The 20,949-nt window shown below is 46.6% G+C and carries 19 protein-coding genes and 1 tRNA gene; all 20 read left to right on the top strand.

From position 1 onward, the window contains the following. The first annotated feature begins 12 nt into the window (after positions 1–12). The 20 genes from AR1Y2_RS09985 (at position 13) to AR1Y2_RS09890 (ending at position 20,919) form a co-directional block, all read left to right on the top strand. The gene (locus AR1Y2_RS09985) at positions 13–672 is read left to right on the top strand and encodes a type II secretion system protein GspM (RefSeq protein ID WP_137328833.1); all 660 of its coding nucleotides are present in this window, start codon (positions 13–15) and stop codon (positions 670–672) included. Positions 673–694: 22 nt separating this feature from the next. After that, on the top strand, positions 695–2,371 hold the full coding sequence (locus AR1Y2_RS09980; RefSeq protein WP_137328832.1) for a GspE/PulE family protein: 1,677 nt from the start codon (positions 695–697) through the stop codon (positions 2,369–2,371). A 9-nt stretch (positions 2,372–2,380) separates the two neighbouring features. Next, positions 2,381–3,427 carry a type IV pilus twitching motility protein PilT gene (locus AR1Y2_RS09975; protein WP_137328831.1) on the top strand — a complete coding sequence of 349 codons (1,047 nt, stop codon included), beginning with the start codon at positions 2,381–2,383 and terminating at the stop codon, positions 3,425–3,427. 75 nt (positions 3,428–3,502) lie between these two features. Then, positions 3,503–3,575, top strand: a tRNA-Arg gene (locus AR1Y2_RS09970). Between the two features lie 143 nt (positions 3,576–3,718). Beyond that, positions 3,719–4,201, top strand: coding sequence for a flavodoxin (locus AR1Y2_RS09965; protein ID WP_137328830.1), 483 nt, complete (start codon positions 3,719–3,721; stop codon positions 4,199–4,201). A gap of 404 nt (positions 4,202–4,605) precedes the next feature. After that, positions 4,606–5,430, top strand: a complete 825-nt coding sequence (locus tag AR1Y2_RS09960; protein WP_137328829.1) for a metallophosphoesterase — start codon at positions 4,606–4,608, stop codon at positions 5,428–5,430. Between the two features lie 57 nt (positions 5,431–5,487). Next, the gene (locus AR1Y2_RS09955) at positions 5,488–6,360 is read left to right on the top strand and encodes a prepilin-type N-terminal cleavage/methylation domain-containing protein (protein ID WP_137328828.1); all 873 of its coding nucleotides are present in this window, start codon (positions 5,488–5,490) and stop codon (positions 6,358–6,360) included. Between the two features lie 148 nt (positions 6,361–6,508). After that, the gene (locus AR1Y2_RS09950; protein WP_137328827.1) at positions 6,509–7,174 is read left to right on the top strand and encodes a hypothetical protein; all 666 of its coding nucleotides are present in this window, start codon (positions 6,509–6,511) and stop codon (positions 7,172–7,174) included. Beyond that, the gene (locus AR1Y2_RS09945) at positions 7,171–7,575 is read left to right on the top strand and encodes a 23S rRNA (pseudouridine(1915)-N(3))-methyltransferase RlmH (protein WP_243118722.1); all 405 of its coding nucleotides are present in this window, start codon (positions 7,171–7,173) and stop codon (positions 7,573–7,575) included. The genes AR1Y2_RS09950 and AR1Y2_RS09945 overlap by 4 nt, the downstream gene beginning before the upstream one ends. Positions 7,576–7,590: 15 nt before the next feature. Continuing rightward, positions 7,591–8,481: a DUF2156 domain-containing protein gene (locus AR1Y2_RS09940; protein ID WP_137328825.1), complete on the top strand. Its 891-nt coding sequence runs from the start codon at positions 7,591–7,593 to the stop codon at positions 8,479–8,481. A 64-nt stretch (positions 8,482–8,545) separates the two neighbouring features. Then, a complete protein-coding gene (pyrB, locus tag AR1Y2_RS09935) occupies positions 8,546–9,463 on the top strand; it encodes an aspartate carbamoyltransferase (RefSeq protein ID WP_137328824.1) in 918 nt (305 codons plus the stop codon). After that, positions 9,460–9,882 (top strand): aspartate carbamoyltransferase regulatory subunit, encoded by a 423-nt coding sequence (locus tag AR1Y2_RS09930; RefSeq protein ID WP_137328823.1) that lies wholly within the window; start codon positions 9,460–9,462, stop codon positions 9,880–9,882. The genes pyrB and AR1Y2_RS09930 overlap by 4 nt, the downstream gene beginning before the upstream one ends. Before the next feature lie 16 nt (positions 9,883–9,898). Beyond that, complete coding sequence (locus AR1Y2_RS09925) at positions 9,899–12,175, top strand: RelA/SpoT family protein (protein WP_137328822.1); 2,277 nt, start codon at positions 9,899–9,901, stop codon at positions 12,173–12,175. 10 nt (positions 12,176–12,185) lie between these two features. Continuing rightward, entirely contained in the window at positions 12,186–12,830 is a 645-nt protein-coding gene (locus AR1Y2_RS09920) for an MBL fold metallo-hydrolase (RefSeq protein ID WP_137328821.1), read from the top strand. Continuing rightward, the gene (hemZ, locus tag AR1Y2_RS09915) at positions 12,827–14,266 is read left to right on the top strand and encodes a coproporphyrinogen dehydrogenase HemZ (protein ID WP_137328820.1); all 1,440 of its coding nucleotides are present in this window, start codon (positions 12,827–12,829) and stop codon (positions 14,264–14,266) included. Before AR1Y2_RS09920 ends, hemZ begins: the two co-directional genes overlap by 4 nt. Before the next feature lie 13 nt (positions 14,267–14,279). Further along, entirely contained in the window at positions 14,280–14,888 is a 609-nt protein-coding gene (locus tag AR1Y2_RS09910) for an HD-GYP domain-containing protein (RefSeq protein WP_137328819.1), read from the top strand. A gap of 14 nt (positions 14,889–14,902) precedes the next feature. Continuing rightward, entirely contained in the window at positions 14,903–16,144 is a 1,242-nt protein-coding gene (gene hisS, locus AR1Y2_RS09905) for a histidine--tRNA ligase (protein WP_137328818.1), read from the top strand. A 468-nt stretch (positions 16,145–16,612) separates the two neighbouring features. Continuing rightward, positions 16,613–18,160: an L-lactate permease gene (locus tag AR1Y2_RS09900; RefSeq protein WP_137330243.1), complete on the top strand. Its 1,548-nt coding sequence runs from the start codon at positions 16,613–16,615 to the stop codon at positions 18,158–18,160. 21 nt (positions 18,161–18,181) lie between these two features. After that, the gene (gene larA / locus AR1Y2_RS09895) at positions 18,182–19,477 is read left to right on the top strand and encodes a nickel-dependent lactate racemase (RefSeq protein ID WP_137328817.1); all 1,296 of its coding nucleotides are present in this window, start codon (positions 18,182–18,184) and stop codon (positions 19,475–19,477) included. Positions 19,478–19,491: 14 nt separating this feature from the next. Continuing rightward, positions 19,492–20,919 (top strand): FAD-binding oxidoreductase, encoded by a 1,428-nt coding sequence (locus AR1Y2_RS09890; RefSeq protein ID WP_137328816.1) that lies wholly within the window; start codon positions 19,492–19,494, stop codon positions 20,917–20,919. The last annotated feature ends 30 nt before the right edge of the window (positions 20,920–20,949 follow it).

Below are 20,949 nucleotides of genomic sequence, written 5' to 3'. Positions count from 1 at the left end.
GTGAAAACATCCATGGAAATAACAAATCGGGATAAAAAACTGTTAAGTCTGCTTTCTGTTATACTGATCATTGTACTTTTTGCTAATTTTGTGATCCGTCCACTGCTGGCACAGAGAAACGATCTGGCTGCGGAGTTCAAAGAAAAACAGCAGACAAAAGAGACAATGGAAAATGCCATTGCCTCTATTCCCCAGAAGGAAGCCCGGCTGAAGGCCTCCAGAACTGATTTTGAAAAAGAGACCAAGGACATTTATCCAATGATGGAATCCCATAAGGTGGAGCGCATGATTACAAAGCTGATATTAAAATGCGGTCTTTCCTCCAGGGATTTTGAGATCGCGGCCAAACCGTCAGTCAGCGTGCTGACCCCTTATCTGGAATCTTCCCTGGCAAAAAGTCTGGGAACCAAAGGCAGCGACGACAGCAGCTCAGAGGACAGCAGCAAAAACAGCATTACGCAGAGTGTGCTGTATTCTTATCCGGTTTCTGTCAACATCCTTGGGACAAAAGCAAATGCAAAGAAGCTGATTGATAAAATATATGCAGATTATCCTTCCATTCGTATTGTCAGTTACGGCATGAGTTCCGAGACGGCATTGACTACGTCGAATAAAGTCGTGGATGCATCAACTCTGTCTCTGGTGCTGGAAGTTTATATGTGCCGGAAGTAATTCTTAGAAAGCGGGGAAGACAATGAAGAATATTCCAATCGGGGAAGTTTTGCAACAGTACGGATATATCACAGAGGAGCAGATTCATCAAGCGCTGGATTATCAGAAAGAGCATCCAGGGAAGCGTCTGGGGACGATCCTCATGGAACTGGAGTTTATCACGGAGCAGCAGATGCTGGAGGCTTTGGGCCAGCGCCTTTCGCTTTCCCACATCAATCTGGGGAGTTATCCGGTCAACAGTGAAGCAGTAGAAAAGATCCCAAAACAGCTGGCAGTAAAATATAATATCCTGGCGCTGGACATCAAAGACAATCAGTTATATATCGCAGTCAATGATCCTTTGAACTTTTATGCCATGGAGGACATCCGCCAGCTCACGGGAATGCAGCTGAAAGTGTTTCTTGCGGAGCTTCATCCGCTAAAAAAAGCGCTGGAGTACTATTATGCCGAAGTTTCTGCCAGGCAGGCGGCCAGACAGGCCAATGAGACGTCCCAGGAGGTAGAAGATATTTCTTTTCTGGATGACCTGGAGAATGAGGGGGACAGCGATGCACCGATCATCAAACTGCTAAATACTCTGGTCCTGAGGGCATATAATACCAATGCCAGTGATATCCATATCGAACCGTTTGAAAAAGAGACCGTGGTCAGAATGAGGATTGACGGAACTATCGTAGACTATGTGACCCTGAAACGTTCACTGCACGCTTCTCTGACGGCCAGGATCAAGATTATGGCCGGAATGGATATCGCGGAAAAAAGGATTCCCCAGGACGGGCATTTCAGGATGCGGCTGGAGGAAGACAACATCAATATGCGTGTGTCAGTGATCCCAACCGTTTACGGAGAGAAATCCGTGCTGCGTCTTTTAAGTAACCGCACGCCGATCGACCATAAGGATCACTTTGGCATGAATGAAGAAAACTTTGAGAAGTTTCAGTCCCTGCTAAAGTCACCCAATGGTATTTTGTATATCACGGGGCCTACTGGAAGCGGTAAATCAACGACTCTTTATATGGTTCTGGAACATTTGTCAAAAAGGAATGCAAACATTTCAACCATAGAAGATCCGGTGGAAAAGAATATCACCAGGGTCAATCAGATGCAGGTGAATAATACTTCCGGTCTGACCTTTGAGACCGGTCTTAGGGCACTGCTCCGCCAGGATCCGGATATCATCATGGTGGGAGAGACAAGGGACTCCGAGACTGCGGCAATCTCTGTGAGGGCCGCCATCACCGGGCATTTTGTTCTTTCCTCCCTGCATACAAACAATGCGGTATCTTCCGTTGTGCGTTTGGTCGATATGGGGATCGAGCCGTATCTGGTAGCCAATTCCCTGATCGGCCTGGTGGCTCAGAGACTGGTCCGCAAAGTCTGTCCGGACTGTGCAAAGGAAGTAAAAGCAACAGAGGCGGACCGGCAGATTCTTGGAGCGGATATCGGTACGGTCAAAGAGGCCGTTGGATGTTCAAAATGCAATCAGACCGGATACCAGGGAAGGATCGCTGTCCATGAGATCGCGGTCATTGACCAGGACATCCGTAAGATGATTTCAGAGAGCAGGTCAATCGACGATATCCAGGACTATGTGACCAGAAAGCAGGGCATGAGAACACTGAAGGAGAGTGCCGCCCAGCTGGTAAAACAGGGTGTTACGACCATGGAAGAATTCTGGAAGATTGCTTACTATGTATAGGAGGGTTTTATGACAATAGAAGAGATGATCGGGACCGCCAGACAAAGAGATGTATCAGATATCCATCTTTCAGAAGGTATGCCGGTGGCTTTCAGGAGCTGCGGACGTCTTGTGGACAGCGGGATAGAACTGTCTGACGGAGAGATCCGGCAGATGATCCTGGATTTGCTGCCGAAAGCACAGAAGGAACTGTTTGAGCAAGGGCAGGATGCCGATTTCGCACTGCAGACCCCGGACCAAAACCGTCAGAGGATCAATGTTTTCCGCCAGCAGGGGAAATTAGCGGCAACCATCCGCCTGTTGAGCAACCATATCCCCACACTCAGTGAGCTGAAGCTTCCCAAGTGCCTAAAGGATCTGGCAGACCAGCCCAGGGGGCTGATTCTTGTCACAGGACCCACAGGAAGCGGTAAATCCACCACACTTGCGGCAATGATTGATTATATCAACAACAGCCGTGCGGAACATATCATCACGGTGGAGGATCCCATTGAGTACGTGTACGACAGGCGTAAGTCCATCATTCACCAGAGAGAGACCGGGGTTGATGTGAAAGACTTTGCCTCCGCGCTGAGGTCCTCCCTGAGAGAGGATCCAGATGTGATTTTGGTAGGGGAAATGAGAGATTATGAGACGATTTCCGCTGCCCTCACAGCTGCGGAAACCGGGCATCTGGTCATGTCAACGCTTCATACCACAGGAGCGGCCCAGACCATAGACCGTATCATTGATGCGTGTCCCGGTGAGAGCCAGAACCAGATTCGTACACAGCTTGCCGGTGTGCTTGCCGGAGTTGTGACCCAATGTCTGATCCCTACGTTAAGCGGCATGGAACGGATTGCCGCGACTGAGGTGTTGATGGGTACGGATGCTGCTTTAAACCTGATCCGTGAGAACAAATGCCACCAGCTCAATACGATCATGCAGTCCGGCATGGCCCACGGCATGCATACATTAAACCGGGATCTCTCAAGACTCGTGGCGGAAGGAATTATATCCAAAGAGTCCGCCAAAAAGTATACAAACGATCTCCAGGATCTGGAACAATATATGTAAAGATTTAAAATTTAGGATTGCAAATCAAATCAAAATGTTGTAATATATAACACGGACGTTAAATCACGGCATTGTGCATCAGTAACTCAGTGGATAGAGTGACAGCCTCCGAAGTTGTTGGTCGCAGGTTCGACTCCTGCCTGGTGCATTTTATATTCAAGGGCAGACCTTGATATAAAAATGAATCGCCGCCTATTCAACATAGGCATTTTACATCATTCATACAGAGCGTTAGAATAAAGATGTGCCAGAAAAAGGTACATCTTATTTTTGATTAAGGAGGAATAAAAAGTGAGCAAAACCTTAGTAGCGTATTTTTCTGCAAGTGGTGTAACCGCGGGACTGGCAAAAAACCTTGCGAAAGCTGTCGGCGGCGAGCTGCATGAAATACAGCCGGAGCGGCCATACAGCAAGGCGGATCTTGATTGGATGAATCCGGAAAGCCGCAGTTGTATTGAGATGAAAGAGAAGGCTTCTTTCCGTCCGCCTATTGCAAATAGGGTAGAGAATATGGAACAGTTTGATACGGTCTATCTCGGATTTCCGATCTGGTGGTATGTCGCTCCTACGATTATTAATTCTTTCCTTGAGCAGTACGATCTGACCGGAAAGACGGTGGTTCCGTTTGCTACATCGGGAAGCAGCGGTATGGGAAATACCAATGCAGAACTAAAAAAGTCTTGTCCTGGAGCTATATTAAAGGCAGGAAAACGATTTAATGCTAATGCAGGGCAAAACGACATCAAAACATGGGCAGATAGTCTCGGATTGTGATCATAAGATGTCCGGAATTAATAGAAAAAAGGGAAAGAACCGTGTGATTTTTACGGTTCTTTCCCTTTTTTCTATAAGTAAGCACTGGCTAATCCTGTCTTGCTATTCAGCATTCTATCATGTATACTTAAAAACAACATAAATAAATTTGCATTGATCGTCTAACAATAAAAGAAGCGCATAGCAATATGCGGCTTTTTCTTTATTTCATAGGAAAGTGCATCCTATGGAAGAAAAAAGCCCTGCGGGCATTATGCACACAAATGCGTAAGGAAATCATTTGACTGCGTCAAATCGCATTTGGCGCGCAAAGTTGCCAAGCCCCTCAAAGAGTGAGAGGTTGGGGTGTTGAAGTGGGCTTGCCTACTTTGTTCTATAATCACAGAAACAAAAGGAGAACCTCATTGAAGATTATTAAAAGAATTGTTCTGCTTATTCTGCTGCTCCTGGTCTTAGCAGGTCTGTCAGCGGCATATGCAGTGAAAATAGAACCGTACCGTCTTGTGGTCCATGACTATCAGCTGGGAAAAGAAACGTCAAATACAAAATTTAAAGTCGTCCATATATCAGATATTCAGGTCAGTGAATCCTACACAGAAAACAGGCTGGACAAACTGGTCGAGAAGATTAACAGCCAGTCCCCGGATATTGTGGTATTTACCGGAGACTTGTACGATAACTATGCAGTTTACCATCCAGAAAAAAAAGTGCAGAGGGCCCTGGCCGGAATCCATGCCAAATACGGAAAATACGCTGTATGGGGTAACCGGGACTATGGAGGCGGTGCCATGCGCTCCTACCCGGATATTATGAAAAAGGGAGGATTTCAGCTTCTCACCAATGAGACTGAGACCGTGCGTCTTCCCAACGGCAGGAAAATCTGTATCGGCGGACTGGACGATGTGCTGTTCGGCAAACCGGATTACACACTGATGGATTCAGCGGATATCAAAAACTGCGACTACAGGATTCTAATGCTTCATGAACCGGACGCGGCGGACCGCCTTCCGGCCCAAAATGCTGATCTGATTTTGGCAGGCCACAGCCATGGTGGACAGGTGAAGCTTCCCTTTTTTAAGATGAAAACCTCGCTCGCTAAGAAATATACGAACGGTTTTTATTCTGTAAACGGGATGAAGCTGTTTGTCAATACAGGAATCGGGACGTCCCATTATCCTGTCCGATTTTTCGTTCCTCCCGAAATAGACGTTTTTCATATTTCAATTTGATCCAAAATCAGGTATATTAGACTTATAAGCTGTCAACGCCTGTAAGGAGGAAGAAGGATGAAACAGACTTTCAAAAATAAAAAAGGGTTCACACTGGTGGAACTGGTAGTTGTCCTTGTGATCATCGGCATCTTAGCTGCGGTCGCGATTCCATCCTTCACTGCGTATCTGCAAAGACAGAAAGAATCGGATGCCAAGTCGGAGTGCAAGCTTGTGGTGGCAGCTTCCCAGAGCGCTTATATGGAACTTTATTCAAAAAACAGGCTGACTTCCGTGGGAGCTGATAAAAAACAGATATTATCCATGGCCGGAGTGAACGGGACATTTAAGGGAAGTATCTTTTTTGATGACAGCGAGATGAAGATTCAGACGCTGACCTATAAAGCAGAAAATGGGCTTTGTGTAAAATATGACAAGGATGCCGGTGTCAAATACGTCATCTCCAACGAAAACGCCCTGACCCCTTTGGACCAATACGTGGATGAGTATGAAAAGCTGGTAGAACAGCTCTATAAAGAGGGAAAGATAAACAACTGGGCCGGCAGGGAGTCCCTGATGAAGTATATGCATGAACATGGGAACGGATATATGCCGGTAGACTCCTCCTTCCTCACATCCAAGTACTTTGACCAGCTGGAAGACCAGCTTTACTGGCAGCCCTATTATTTGTCTTCCAAGGGAGTTTCCAATTCCTTTGGTACCCTGCTGATCGCTACAAAAAGTGACGGATCTAATCCCAGTGACATGCACGGGCAGTGGAAAGCATACCTTATATATTATGACGGGAAAATATATGAAACGGGCAAGACCACAACCGACAAGACAGGCACTCATCCGGCATATATTGTAGTTTCATCCCTGACGAACATTAAAAGTCCGGACGAGGTGCATGACTTCCTGCTGAAGCTTGGTTTCAGGGAACAAAAGTAACGGAGGATCAGCTGTCGTTTACAGCCGCATCCCAGCCGTATTTCTGCGCAGTGCGTACGATATGCTGGGATGCGGTTTTATGTTTTCTTTGTATCAAAAAAAGGGATGTGCTATAATTAAAAAAACTATTTATATGGAGGCATGGTAAGTGAAGCTAAAGAAATCAACAGTCACCGTTATCGTTTTGAGCTGGATTTTATTTTTTTGCGCTTGTTTTTTGATTTTTCTGAAATTGGACAAGGAGCATACAGAAAAGATCACAAATGAAAAAATATTCAGGGAAGAGACAAAAGCCTCAGAAAAGGAGAATACAGATGTATCTGCCACGGCCCGGCAAGTGGAGTCGGAAACAGATAAAGTCCTTGCGTTCATGAAGAATTACTATAAGAAACTGGAAGCAGGAGATGAAAAAGGCCTCAAGGCCATGACGGAGGACCCCAAGGAACTGATTTCCAGCCGTACGGTCAAAAAGTTACATAAGTATGTGGAAGCATATCAGGATCTATCATTCCATGTTGAGGAGGGTGCAGATGACAACTCTTATATTGTCTATGCCGTCTACAACACAAAGATCCGCGGCATCAAGACGTCTGCGCCTGGGATGAGCCAGTATTATGTTGTGAAAAAGGGCCAGTCTTTTCAGCTTTATAACAATGAAAAACACTATACTGACCAGATCAAGAATGCCCTGAATATAGCATTAGGAAAAGAAAAGGTAAAACAGTTGATCAAGGAGACAAACAATGCGTTTGAAAAGGCGCTGAAATCAGATAAGAAGCTTAAAAAGTTTTTTGACAAAGGCAAATCATCATGAAGTTTTCTATTTTCATATTACAGAAGAACAAAGACGCATTTTATGTCCAGGCAATGGAAGAATATTTGAAACGTCTGGGAAAATATTGTACAATAGAAATCAAGTATGTAAAAAAAGAGAAACAATTGGGAAGAATCTTTGAGAAGGAAGGAAAGCATTTTTTCGTGTCCAGTTTAGGGAAGAGTATGGAGAGCACTGCATTTGCAGATGAGATCAGCCGTTGGATGATAGACGGCTGTTCTAATATCTGCTTTTATATTGGGGAGTTCAGCAAAGAGCATGACTTCTCGGAGTTTTCCATCTCGTCCTTTCATATGGCCCCGGAATTGTGCGCGACCGTCCTTTTAGAGCAGATTTACAGGGGCTTTCGGATCATCAACCGTCAGCCTTATCATAAATAATTAAAGGAGTTTACAATGGATTTTAAGACACCGCAGTTGGAAGATAAAGAAATGCTGGATGAGTATTTTAAAAAAGTGAATTACCGGAGCGCTGATTTTTCAGCGGCAACTTTGATTCTATGGAAGGATCATTATCATATGTCATATGCTATGGCAGAAAATATGCTCATCATCCGGTCCGATGACGAGAGCGGCTGTACCTTCAGCTACCCGATCGGGGACGGAGACGCTAAAAAGGCCGTGGAAGCTGTCATGGAATACTGTAAAGAGCAGGGCATTCCATTTGCCATGCACGGCATTCTGAAAGAGACAGAAGAAAAGATGAAGGAGATGTTCGGGGATATTTTCACAGTGGAATATGACCGGGATCTTTTTGATTATATCTATGAGAGGGAGTCTCTTGCCACATTAAAAGGAAAGAAGCTCCATGGAAAAAGGAATCACATCAATCGGTTTAAGGAAAACCATGAATGGTCCTATGAGTCATTAAATGATGAAAATGCCTTAGAGGCATTGACTATGCTTATGGAATGGAAAATGGCAAATGAGGCCACAGAGCAGGAAGATTCCGACAAGCATGAAGAGATCTGTGCAGCGAAAAATGCCCTGATGTATTACAAGGAACTGGATTTAAAAGGCGGGATTTTGAGAAGTGACGGTAAGATCATTGCGTTTGCTATTGGAGAGGGCACAACAGACGATACCTTTGTGGTCCACTTTGAAAAGGCTTTTGGAGAGATTCAGGGCGCCTACCCGATGATCAACCAGCAGTTTATTCTGCATGAGGCCATGGATTACGAATATATCAACAGGGAAGAGGACCTGGGAGAAGAAGGACTCCGGAAGGCAAAGCTTTCTTACAGGCCTTCGGAACTGCTGGAAAAAGGACTGCTAAAATATAAGTAATTCATTGACACTATTGGTCTAAAAATGTAGAATTATTATAACATAAGATTAGGAGGTACTTTCAATGAAACATTTAATCGATCCTATGGATTTGTCTGTGGATGACGTCGACAGGCTGTTAAATCTTGCGGATGAGATCTCGTCAAGGCCGGAAAAGTATCGGGAAGTATGCAGATATAAGAAGCTGGCGACTTTATTTTTTGAACCAAGTACCAGGACAAGGTTAAGCTTTGAAGCGGCCATGATGGAGTTAGGCGGCAGTGTACTTGGTTTTTCTTCTGCTGATTCTTCCTCCGCGGCCAAGGGAGAAAGTATCGCCGACACTGCGCGCACGGTGGCCTGCTACGCAGACATCATTGCCATGCGGCATCCAAAGGAAGGGGCTCCGTATGTGGCATCAAAGCATGTGGATATCCCAATTATCAATGCCGGGGACGGCGGTCATAACCATCCGACACAGACACTGACCGATCTTTTGACCATCCGTAGGGAGAAAGGGCGCCTTAATAATCTGACCATCGGTTTCTGCGGGGATTTAAAGTTCGGCCGTACCGTACATTCCCTAATCAAAGCGCTTTCCAGATATGAAAATATTACGTTTATCATGATCTCACCGGAAGAACTGCAGATACCGGAATACTTGAAGAAGGATGTATTTGAAAAGAAAAATATCCCGTTCCGCGAAGCCAGGAGAATGGAAGAAGTCATGCCTGAACTGGATATCATCTATATGACCAGAGTCCAGAGAGAACGTTTCTTTAATGAGGCTGACTATGTGCGTTTAAAGGACAGCTACATCCTGGATCCTGAAAAGTTAAAAAACGCGAAGGCTGATCTGTCCATCCTGCATCCATTGCCGAGAGTCAATGAGATCTCTGTAAAAGTGGACGAAGATCCGAGGGCGTGCTACTTTAAGCAGGCGTTAAACGGCAAGCATGTGAGGATGGCGTTGATCATGGATTTATTGGGGGTTATGGCATGAACATAGATAGTATTAAGAACGGGATCGTTTTAGATCATATCACAGCCGGAAAAGGAATGGATATCTACTACCAGCTGGGGCTTGATAAGCTGGACTGCAGCATTGCCATCATACAGAACGCCAAGAGTAACAAGCTCGGCAAGAAAGACATCATTAAAATTTCGGACAATTTTGACATCGATCTGGATGTCCTGGGGTATGTGGACCCCAATGCCAGTGTCTGTATCATCGAGGACGGCAAATTAAAGTCCAAGCATAAGGTGGCGCTTCCTGAGGTCATCACCAACATTGCAAGATGTAAGAATCCGCGGTGCATCACATCCATAGAACAGGAGATCGATCATACTTTTAAGCTTGTGGACAAAGAGAACAAGGTTTACAGGTGTATTTACTGTGAATCAAAATTAAAAAATAATTAAACTGGAGTGGCTGCCAATGGAGCAAAACAGCAAAACAAAAATAAACCGTGTAAAAAAAGATATCAGCAATCCGAAGAGTTTTACAGCTCCTGAGGAACTCCGTCTGCAACTGATGGATACCATGAAGAGCTTATACAGTGATGAAGATATAGAGATGGTGGGAAAGGCCTATGACATGGCCTATGAAGCCCACAGGGATCAGAAGAGAAAGTCTGGGGAACCCTATATCATTCATCCTATTTGTGTCGCCATCATCCTGGCGGAACTGGAACTTGACCGAGAGACGATCATTGCTGGCCTTCTGCACGATGTGGTGGAAGACACGGATGTGACCTACGAGGATGTGGTCCGGGAGTTCGGGGTGGAAGTCGCCCAGCTTGTGGATGGTGTCACGAAGTTAGGACAGCTGAGCTATTCCAAGGATAAGATCGAAGTACAAGCGGAGAATCTTCGCAAGATGTTTCTGGCCATGGCAAAGGACATCCGGGTCATTTTGATCAAGCTGGCAGACCGTCTGCACAATATGCGGACCATGCAGTTTATGAAGCCTGAAAAGCAGAAGGAGAAGTCCAGGGAGACTATGGATATTTATGCTCCAATCGCCCACAGGCTTGGTATTTCCAAGATCAAGGTGGAGTTGGATGATCTGTCCTTAAGGTATTTAAAGCCGGATGTTTACAAAGAATTGGAGCATTCTCTGGATTCACAGAAGGTCCGAAGAGAAGCCTACATCAAGGATATTGTAGATGAGGTCAGCGGGCATATTGAGCGCAGCGGCATCAAAGCGGAGATCGATGGCCGGGTGAAGCATTTTTTCAGCATTTACAAAAAGATGGTGAACCAGAATAAGACCCTGGACCAGATCTATGACTTGTTTGCGGTGCGCATCAAGGTGGACACTGTAAAAGACTGTTATGCGGCTCTGGGAGTGATCCATGAAATGTACAAGCCAATCCCCGGAAGATTCAAAGACTATATCGCTATGCCGAAGCAGAATATGTACCAGTCACTGCATACAACACTGATCGGGCCGGAGGGGCATCCCTTTGAGATCCAGATTCGGACATTTGAGATGCACAAAATTGCGGAATACGGTATAGCGGCCCATTGGAAGTATAAAGAAGACAGCCATAACGTAGGTGTCAACAAAGAAGAAGAAAAGCTTTCCTGGCTTAGGGAGATCTTAGAGTGGCAGCAGGATATGGACGACAACAAGGAGTTTTTATCCCTGTTAAAAACCAATCTGGATCTGTTTGCTGAGCAGGTTTACTGCTTTACGCCCAACGGAGATGTGAAAAGCCTTGCCAACGGTTCTACGCCGATTGACTTTGCCTACTGTATCCACAGTGCCGTGGGGAATACCATGGTGGGAGCCAGAGTTAATGGAAGACAAGTGCCGTTTGACTATCACCTGCAAAACGGAGACCGGGTGGAAGTGATCACATCCCAAAATTCCAAGGGACCCAGCAGGGACTGGCTGGGCATCGTCAAGTCCACGCAGGCTAAGAGTAAGATTAATCAGTGGTTCAAAACCCAGTTTAAGGAAGAGAACATTGTCAAGGGCAAGGATATGCTGGAGAAGTACTGCAAGGGGAAACGAATTGAACTGCCACATTACTTAAAGCCGGAATATATTAAAAAGGTACAGTTGAAATACGGGTTTAAGGACTGGGAATCTGTCTGTGCCGCCGTGGGGCACGGCGGGCTGAAGGAGGGCCAGGTCGTCAACAAGCTGGTGGAAGAGTTTAATAAGGACCAGAAGCAGAAGGTCACCGATGAACAGGTGTTAGAGGCGTCAGAACATGTTCGGGAGCGCCGTCCAGAAGAAAAGCAGAAGGGCGGTATTGTCGTCAAAGGTGTGGATGATGTGGCAGTGCGGTTTTCCAAATGCTGCAATCCTGTGCCGGGGGACGAGATCGTGGGATTTGTCACCAGGGGACGCGGAGTCTCCATTCACAGGACAGACTGCGTCAATCTGCTGAGTATGTCAGAGACAGACCGGTCACGGCTGATTGAGGCCGAATGGCAGGAAGGCTCCGAGGGCTCCGGGCAGACTTATACGACGGAGATTTCTATTTACGCCAACAATCGCAAGGGAATGCTGGCGGATGTCTCCAAGGTTTTTTTGGAACTGGACATTGATATTTTGACCATGAACGTTTCAAATTCTAAAAAGGGCAGGGCTACGCTCAGTATGTCATTTGACATCAATGGCGTCGCCCAGCTCAACCAAGTGATCGCAAGGATTAGAAACATTGAAGGTGTGGTAGATATAGAGAGAAAGGTAGGATAGTTTGGCAGCTATGAATGATAATATTATTTTACTGGGAGCGAGCCTTGGACAAATGCAGACCAACTGTTATATTGTCGGCAACCGTCAGACAAAAGAGGCGCTTGTATTTGATCCGGGAGATGAAGGCTTCCGTGTTATGGAGATGCTGAACAAGGAAGGGTTTAAGCTTTCGGCGGTGCTTTTGACACACGGACATTTTGACCATGTGATGGCACTGCCGTATTTACAGGAACAAAAACCGGGACTGCCGGTTTACCTGCATGAGGACGAGGTAGATGTGCTCAGGGAGCCCTCATTGAATCTGACTTCCATGTTTGGGGAGCCCATTTCCATGGAAGCAGATCATATTATAAGGGACGGACAGGTGTTAAATCTCCTGGAAACCGAGATCACATGCATCCATGTGCCGGGCCACACAAAAGGCGGGGTCTGCTATTATTTCAGAGAACAGGGATGGCTGATCGCTGGGGATACCCTGTTTCGCCAGAGCATTGGGAGGACAGATTTTCCTACAGGGGATACGGAAGCACTGCTGTCCGGTATCCGGGAAAAGCTGTTTGTTTTGCCGGATGACACAGAAGTTTATCCAGGCCACATGAACAGCACGACCATTGGGCTGGAAAAACGCACTAATCCGTTTCTTGTAAAGCCATGATCGGACTGATCCAGAATGAAACCCTGTATGAATATGATATCAGAAGCCTGATCCTGGCGTTCTGCATTGGAGAAAAGATAGAATTGTCTTCCGAAGAAGTTGACAATTCTATCTATGATTTTATATGCAGAGTGTTCTACGCACAGGAGGAAACTCTCCTGGAGCTTTGTGCCGGAGAGACGGTTCTTTCAGAAAAAGTTAAGGGAAACTGCAGGGATAAAAAGCAATTCAAGAATAAGCTGAAAGCGGCACTGTACCGGCTTCTTTCCCGCCATCTGAACAAAAAACTGCCGTGGGGAACTTTAAACGGCATCCGCCCTACGAAGCTTGTGTTTGAGGACTGTGCTTTAGGAAAGAGCAGAGAAGAGATGGAAGCTAAGCTTCGGAAACAGTATCTGGTCAGCCAAGAAAAGGCGGAGCTCTGTGTCACTGTGGGTTTAAAGGAGACACAACTGCTGAAGGATATCGCTTACGGGAAAGGGTACAGTCTGTATGTGGGGATCCCGTTCTGTCCCAGTACCTGTCTGTACTGTTCCTTTACCTCATACCCTATTTCTGCGTACAAGGAGTATGTAGACCAGTATCTGGATGCCTTGCTTAAGGAGATCCGCTATGTGGGAGACCAGTACAAGGACAGGCAGGTGGTCAGCTTGTATGTGGGAGGCGGAACCCCTACCACTCTTTCACCAAAACAGCTGGGATCTCTGTTCGGAGAACTGAGGCAGTGTTTTGATTTTAACAGGATCCGTGAGATCACGGTGGAAGCCGGAAGGCCGGACAGCATTACGCCGGAGAAGCTTGTTGTCCTAGCAGAGAACGGAGTCACCAGGATCAGTATCAATCCCCAGACTATGAACAATGATACCTTAAAGAGGATTGGAAGAAACCATACGGCGCAGGATGTGGCGGACAGCTTTGAGACAGCCAGAAAGTTAGGATTTGACAATATTAATATGGATACCATCTGTGGATTACCGGGGGAGGGAATAAAAGAACTTGAAACGACCTTTGGGGCGCTAAAGCAGCTAATGCCCGACAGTATTACAGTCCATGCCCTGGCGATCAAAAGAAGTGCGCCGTTAAACCAGATGAGGGAGCAGTACTCCTTCGGTGCCGATGAGCAGATGATCCAGTATGCACAGGATGCATGCTTTTCCATGGAGATGGAGCCGTACTACATGTACAGGCAGAAAAATATTCCCGGAAATTTTGAAAATATCGGCTTTTCTTTGGAAGAAAAAGAATGCCTTTATAATATACTGATTATGGAGGAACTGCACGATATCGTTGCAGTGGGAGCTGGCGCCTCGTCTAAGTTTTTAGGCCCTGGAAAGAATGTCCAGAGAGTGGAAAATTTAAAGGATGTCAGACAGTATACAGAACGGATCGGCGAGATGATTTTACGGAAAGATAAATTACTAAAAAGTATGTGTTAGGTGGTGTTGCATTATGCCAATGAAATATGAATCCCGGGATGTGGAGACTCCAATCCAGGTTACCTTAGATGATGCTATTGAACACGGGATCGTTGTCAGCAATCTTGCATACAGTGTGGGAAAGGAACTGGGCCTTAGCGAAGCGGTCTGTTATGACCTGGCTGTGGCAGGACTGTTACATGATATTGGGAAGGTCCGCTTAAATTTTTACATGAATGAAAAGGAAGAGCAGATCCTTGCGGTTGATGAGACACGCTATCTGCGAATGCATTCCACCATCGGCCATTCTATTTTGATCGAGCATGGGTATGATGATATTGTGCTGGATGCGGTTTTGTACCATCATGAGCACTATGACGGCACTGGATATCCCAGCAATTTAAAGAGGGATGAGATCCCGCTGGTGGGAAGGATCATGCATGTATGCGACATTTTTGGAGCCCTGATCGCCAATCGGGATTATAGAGAGGGTTTTTCTGTGGAAACTGCCCTGGAAGTTATGATTGAGGAAGTAAAGAACTTTGACATGAAAGTGTTTCTCGCATTTCAGCGGGTTGCATTTTCCAAAGAAATGCTTACAATATTAGAAAAGAGTAATCTGCACGATACAGATACAACTTAAAGGAGGAACTGTGAATGATAACACAAGCACCGAGAGGAACGAAGGACTGGTTTGGAGAGGAGATGCAGAAGCGGACATACCTGGAGAAGGTCTTTAAGGATTTATGCGAGACATACAATATCCATGAGATCATTACGCCGGTTTTTGAACATACGGTATTGTTCCAGCGAAGCGTAGGAGAGACGACTGATGTGGTACAGAAGGAAATGTACACATTTGAGGATAAGGGAAACAGGAGCATTACTTTAAAGCCGGAAGGGACCGCAGGGGCTATCCGTGCTTATCTGGAGCACGGAATGCAGAATGAGCCCCAGCCAGTAAAGATGTTTTATATCACCCCGGCTTTCCGCTATGAAAAACCTCAGAGCGGAAGGCTCAGACAGCACCATCAGTTTGGCATTGAGTTTGTGGGGGCGGAAAGTCCCCTGGCGGAAGTAGAACTGATCACTCTGGTCACATCTTTTATCAAAAAGATCGGGCTTCAGGACGCAAAACTCCATATCAACAGCATTGGATGCTCAAACTGCAGAAAAGATTACAACGAAGCTCTGCTTAATTATCTTCACCAGCATGAGGACAAGCTTTGTCCGACCTGCCGTGAGAGAATGGAGAAGAATCCCCTGCGTGTCATCGACTGCAAGGTGCCTGACTGCAAGGAGATCATCAAGGACGCGCCCAGAACCATTGACTATCTAGATGAAGAATGCAGTGCCCATTTTGAAGAGCTTAAAAGCCTTTTGGACAGCCTGAATATCCCTTATGAGGTGGACACGGGAATTGTGCGCGGACTGGATTATTACACGAAGACGGTGTTTGAGTTTGTAAACGAGGATGGGTTTACCCTGTGCGGAGGCGGACGGTATGACAATCTGGTCCATGAGATCGACGGAAAAGCTTCTATGCCGTCTGTCGGCTTCGGAATGGGAGTAGAACGTATCTTATATTTCCTGGAAGAGGAAGGTGTGGAGCTTCCGATGGGCCGGCCGCTGAACCTGTATGTCGGTATCCTTGGAAAAGAAGCCAAGGCCAGAGCTTACGAGATTGTTGCGGGCCTGCGTGCCGAAGGTTTTAAGGTGGAGACCGATTACCTTGGCCGTGGAGTCAAGGCCCAGATGAAATATGCCAATAAGCTGCACGCACAAAATACGATCATCATAGGTGAAAACGAATTACAGGAGAATAAGGGCAGGCTTAAAAACATGGAATCCGGGGAAGAGACAGAGATCTCTCTGGACGAAATCGGAAAAGCCTTATAAATAATAAAATATATGTTGTGCTGAAGCAAAAAGCTTCTTTGATCTTGTTGATGAGGTCAAGGAAGCTTTTTTTATTCCATAGGAAAGTTCTGCGAACCTCCCTATGGAACAAAAAAGCCCTGCGGGCATTATGCACACAAATGCGTGAGGAAACTATTTGACTGCGTCAAATCGCATTTGGAAACTTTGTTATTTTTGTGAGATTTCATGAAATTCAGAAAGAGAGTATATTCACGGAGAGGAAAAAATTCCAAATTTCTATCATTCCAGAAGGGGATAAAAGGAAATAATAAATTTGAAATTCAGCATGTTGCACAATAAAATTCAATAATGTAATCCTCTATTCATGCAAAAGGACTTGACAACTTTTGAAATTGGTCCTACCATAAGGGGCAACAAGGGGATTGGTAGAACCAATTTATTTGGGTGTAACCCGTAGTCCTGAACAGAAAGGAGATTCTGCTCGTGATGTTCATTAAATTTATTTTGGCTTTGCTTCCTATTCTTTGGCTCATGTTAGCCCTAAGTGGCTTAAAGATGCCTGGATACAAAGCCTGTCCTATTTCACTTGCGATTACACTAGTTCTAGCACTGCTTCTTTGGAAAATGCCGCTTTTAGATGCCCTCACCGGAACACTTGAGGGTGCAGCCATGGGAATATGGCCGATCTGTCTGGTCATCATTGCGGCCATTTTTACTTACAACCTGACAGTACATACAAAACATATGGATTTGATCAAACGGATGCTGACCAGCGTATCCAGAGACAAACGGATCCTGATTCTCATCATTGCATGGGGCTTCGGAGGATTCATGGAGGGAATGGCCGGGTTTGGCACGGCGGTTGCGATTCCGGCAAGTATCCTATGCGGGCTGGGAATTAATCCAATCTTTGCGGCGACGGTCTGTCTGGTTGCCAATGCAACACCGACAGCATTCGGCTCCATCGGAATTCCGACCATCACGGCAGCCTCCGTGAGCGGACTGGATCCAGGGAGCGTAGCAGTGGCTGTTGTCCTGCAGCTGGCAGTCTTAGTGATCCTGACTCCGTTTCTGATGATGATCATGACCGGAGGTTCCATAAAGGGACTGAAGGGGATCGGCCTGATCACACTGCTTTCCGGATTAGGTTTTATCCTCCCGGAATACCTCACAGCAAAGTTTGTGGGGGCTGAGCTCCCGGTTGTGATCGGCTCCGTGTGCAGCATGGTGGTCACGATCCTTTCCGCAAAGCTTTTGAAGAGAAAAGAAGACCCGGAATATATCCTGGAGGGATTAAACGATTCGGAGCTCACAAAAAAAGAGCCTCTTGGGTTAAAAAAGGCTGTGACCGCGTGGCTTCCGTTTCTGCTGATCCTGGTTTTCCTCCTGGTCACTTCCAGCCTGGTTCCTGCCATTCATGACCCATTGGCAAGCGTGAAGAGTTCCGTGCAGATCTACACAGGTGCCGGAGCCGCCCCGTATACCTTTACATGGCTGGCAACCCCCGGAGTCCTGATCTTCCTGGCGGCTCTGATCGGAGGAAAAGCACAGGGCGCATCCTGGGGAGAGATCGGAATGGTATTGAAAGATACTTTGATCCAGATGTCTAAGACTGTTCTGACCATCGTATCCGTACTGGCAACGGCAAAAGTGATGGGATACAGCGGTATGATCAGCGACATCGCGGCCTTGATCGTGGCAGTCACCGGTTCCTTTTATCCGCTGGTGGCACCGCTGATCGGTTCTATTGGAACCTTTGTGACGGGAAGCGCCACATCCTCAAGTGTGCTGTTTACCGGACTTCAGGTCCAGACAGCCCATACCCTCGGTATGAACGATGTCTGGCTGGCAGCGGCCAATACGGTGGGGTCCACGGCAGGAAAGATCATTTCACCCCAGAGTATTGCCATTGCCGTAGCTGCCACCGGAACAGTTGGAAAAGAGAGCAAGATCCTGAACGGATCCATAAAATACTTCATTCTGTTTATTGTACTTTACGGAGTGATTGCATTTACAGGACTTCGGTTCATCTAAAACATTCGACGGAGGTAACTTATGAAAAGAATCAACCTTCCCTACGGAAAAGGGAAATTAACCATTGAGATCCCGAAGGAGCGCCTGGCAGGCATCCTTCTGTCAAAAGCCCACGATTACCGGGCCAAGATGGGGGAAGAAGAGCTTGTGAGGGACGCCCTGCTGCATCCGGTGGGAACCCCGCGGCTCAGGGAATTAGCCAGAGGAAAAGACAATATCGTTTTGATCGCCAGCGACCACACCCGTCCGGTTCCGAGCAAGGTGATCATGCCGGCTGTATTGGAGGAGATCAGGCAGGGGAATCCTGATGCCAAAATAACAGTTTTGATCGCCACAGGATTTCACCGTCCTACCACAAGAGAAGAACTGATCGCAAAATTTGGGGAGAAGATCGTGGACCATCCGGCCATCAGGTTCGTGGTACATGAAAGCGGAAAGTCCGAAGATATGGTAAGCCTTGGTACACTTCCATCGGGAGGGGAACTCCTGATCAACAGGATTGCCTGGGAGGCCGATCTTCTGATCTCGGAGGGATTTATTGAACCTCACTTTTTTGCAGGATTTTCCGGCGGAAGAAAGAGTGTTCTTCCCGGAGTATCCAGCAGAACCACAGTGCTGGCTAACCATTGTTCAGAGTTCATTGATGATGCTCATGCCAGGACAGGAATCCTTGAGGGCAATCCCATTCACCGGGATATGATCTACGCGGCGGGAAAGGCCAAACTTGCATTTATCGTAAATGTGGTTCTGGATGAAGATAAAAAAGTCATCGAGGCTTTCGCAGGACATTATGAAAAAGCACATGAAAAGGGATGTCAATTCGTGGATCAACTCTCTGGAGTGGATGCGGTACCGTCCGACATTGTCATTTCTACCAACGGAGGCTATCCTCTGGACCAAAATATTTACCAGTCAGTCAAAGGTATGACTGCGGCGGAAGCCACCTGCAGGCCGGGCGGGGTGATCATCATGGCTGCAAGCTGCATAGACGGGCACGGCGGCAAGGAACTGTATGATACGTTTGCCAAGGAAAAGGACAAAGAAAAGATTATGAAGAGATTTCTTTTAACGGACCGGAACTCTACCGTGCCGGACCAGTGGGAATCCCAGATCTTATGCCGTATCTTGTTAAAATATAAGGTCATCATGGTGACACAGGCTCCGAAGGATATGGTGGAGGAAATGCAGATGGATTATGCCGACAGCGTAGAGGACGCGATCCGTTTGGCAGATGAGTATCTGGGCAGAGAAAATAGTAAGATCACTGTGATACCGGACGGTGTCGCGGTAATTGTAAGAAATAAAAACCAAGGTTGAGCAAGGAGGATAAGATGAGTGAATATCAATATGGCAAAGTGACACAAGAAATCATAGATCAGCTGAAGGAAATTGCTCCGAAGCGTGTCTATACGGGGGATGAGATCAACGATGACTTTACCCATGATGAGATGTCAATCTACGGAAAGGCAATGCCGGAAGCGGTTGTGGAGCCATTGACCACGGAGGAAGTGGCTTTAGTGATGAAGCTCTGCAATGAGCACAAGATCCCTGTGACACCGAGCGGAGCCAGGACTGGACTGGTAGGAGGAGCTGTCAGCATCCACGGCGGAATCTTGCTGTCCATCACAAAGATGAATAAGATCCTGGGATATGATAAAGAAAACTTTGTGGTAACTATCCAGCCGGGGGTTCTTTTAAATGATCTGGCAGAGGATGCCGAAAAGCAGGGACTTCTCTATCCGCCGGATCCGGGAGAAAAATTTGCCACCGTGGGAGGAAATGTGGCAACCAATGCAGGAGGCATGAGAGCAGTAAAATACGGCACCACAAGGGATTACGTCAGGGCAATGACGGTAGTGCTCCCCACAGGCGAGGTTGTAAAGTTCGGTGCCACGGTATCTAAGACCAGCTCCGGCTACAGCCTGCTGAATCTGATGATCGGTTCTGAGGGAACTCTGGGAGTGATCACAGAGCTTACGTTAAAGGTGATCCCTCAGCCCAAAGCGGTCATCAGCCTGATCATTCCTTACGAGACTTTGGAAGACTGTATTGCCACAGTGCCCCAGGTTTTCATGAACAATCTGCATCCCCAGGCGCTGGAGTTCATGGAAAAGGATGTTGTCATGGACACAGAAAAGTTCCTTGGAAAGAAGGTCTATCCAAAAAAAATGGAAGGCATGGAAGTGGGAGCATATCTGCTGGCCACCTTTGACGGGGATTCAGAAGAGCAGCTGGAAGATATTATCGAAGCCGCGTCAGAGGTTGTGTTGGAGGCTGGAGCTATCGATGTCCTGGTAGCGGATACTCCGGCACTTAAGCGTGACGCATGGGCAGTGAGAAGTGCACTTTTAGAAGCCATCGAGGCGGATACAGTGCTTTTGGATGAATGTGATGTGGTAGTGCCTACAAATAAGATCGCGGAATTCCTGACGTATACAAAGTCGCTGGAGGCAGAGGCAGACTTCAGGGTAAAAAGCTTTGGCCATGCTGGAGACGGAAACCTGCATATTTATACATGCAGCAATGACATGGAAGAGGCAGAGTTTAGGAAACAAGTGTCTGTTTTCATGAAAAAGGTCTATGAGAAAGCCACGGAGTTCGGCGGCCTGATCTCCGGTGAACACGGGATCGGGCACGGAAAACTGGACTATCTGGCAGAATCCGCGGGACCGGTCAGCATGAGGATCATGGAAGGTGTAAAACATACCTTTGACCCGAATATGATCCTAAATCCGGGAAAAGTCTGCTATAAACTGTAAAAAATAAAGAAACAATATCAAATATAAAGG

The sequence above is a fragment of the Anaerostipes rhamnosivorans genome (genome assembly GCF_005280655.1).
GTDB classification, from domain to species: domain Bacteria; phylum Bacillota; class Clostridia; order Lachnospirales; family Lachnospiraceae; genus Anaerostipes; species Anaerostipes rhamnosivorans.
The sequence above is the reverse complement of the archived record's forward strand: the minus strand, read 5'-3'. Positions and strand labels throughout refer to the sequence as shown.

Excerpts from the sequence above, each read along its gene's own strand:
- AR1Y2_RS09985 (WP_137328833.1), top strand. The coding sequence starts at position 13 with ATGGAAATAACAAATCGGGATAAAAAACTGTTAAGTCTGCTTTCTGTT.
- AR1Y2_RS09980 (WP_137328832.1), top strand. The coding sequence starts at position 695 with ATGAAGAATATTCCAATCGGGGAAGTTTTGCAACAGTACGGATATATC.
- AR1Y2_RS09975 (WP_137328831.1), top strand. The coding sequence starts at position 2,381 with ATGACAATAGAAGAGATGATCGGGACCGCCAGACAAAGAGATGTATCA.
- AR1Y2_RS09955 (WP_137328828.1), top strand. The coding sequence starts at position 5,488 with ATGAAACAGACTTTCAAAAATAAAAAAGGGTTCACACTGGTGGAACTG.
- AR1Y2_RS09945 (WP_243118722.1), top strand. The coding sequence starts at position 7,171 with ATGAAGTTTTCTATTTTCATATTACAGAAGAACAAAGACGCATTTTAT.
- AR1Y2_RS09940 (WP_137328825.1), top strand. The coding sequence starts at position 7,591 with ATGGATTTTAAGACACCGCAGTTGGAAGATAAAGAAATGCTGGATGAG.
- pyrB (WP_137328824.1), top strand. The coding sequence starts at position 8,546 with ATGAAACATTTAATCGATCCTATGGATTTGTCTGTGGATGACGTCGAC.
- AR1Y2_RS09930 (WP_137328823.1), top strand. The coding sequence starts at position 9,460 with ATGAACATAGATAGTATTAAGAACGGGATCGTTTTAGATCATATCACA.
- AR1Y2_RS09925 (WP_137328822.1), top strand. The coding sequence starts at position 9,899 with ATGGAGCAAAACAGCAAAACAAAAATAAACCGTGTAAAAAAAGATATC.
- AR1Y2_RS09920 (WP_137328821.1), top strand. The coding sequence starts at position 12,186 with ATGAATGATAATATTATTTTACTGGGAGCGAGCCTTGGACAAATGCAG.
- hemZ (WP_137328820.1), top strand. The coding sequence starts at position 12,827 with ATGATCGGACTGATCCAGAATGAAACCCTGTATGAATATGATATCAGA.
- AR1Y2_RS09910 (WP_137328819.1), top strand. The coding sequence starts at position 14,280 with ATGCCAATGAAATATGAATCCCGGGATGTGGAGACTCCAATCCAGGTT.
- hisS (WP_137328818.1), top strand. The coding sequence starts at position 14,903 with ATGATAACACAAGCACCGAGAGGAACGAAGGACTGGTTTGGAGAGGAG.
- AR1Y2_RS09900 (WP_137330243.1), top strand. The coding sequence starts at position 16,613 with ATGTTCATTAAATTTATTTTGGCTTTGCTTCCTATTCTTTGGCTCATG.
- larA (WP_137328817.1), top strand. The coding sequence starts at position 18,182 with ATGAAAAGAATCAACCTTCCCTACGGAAAAGGGAAATTAACCATTGAG.
- AR1Y2_RS09890 (WP_137328816.1), top strand. The coding sequence starts at position 19,492 with ATGAGTGAATATCAATATGGCAAAGTGACACAAGAAATCATAGATCAG.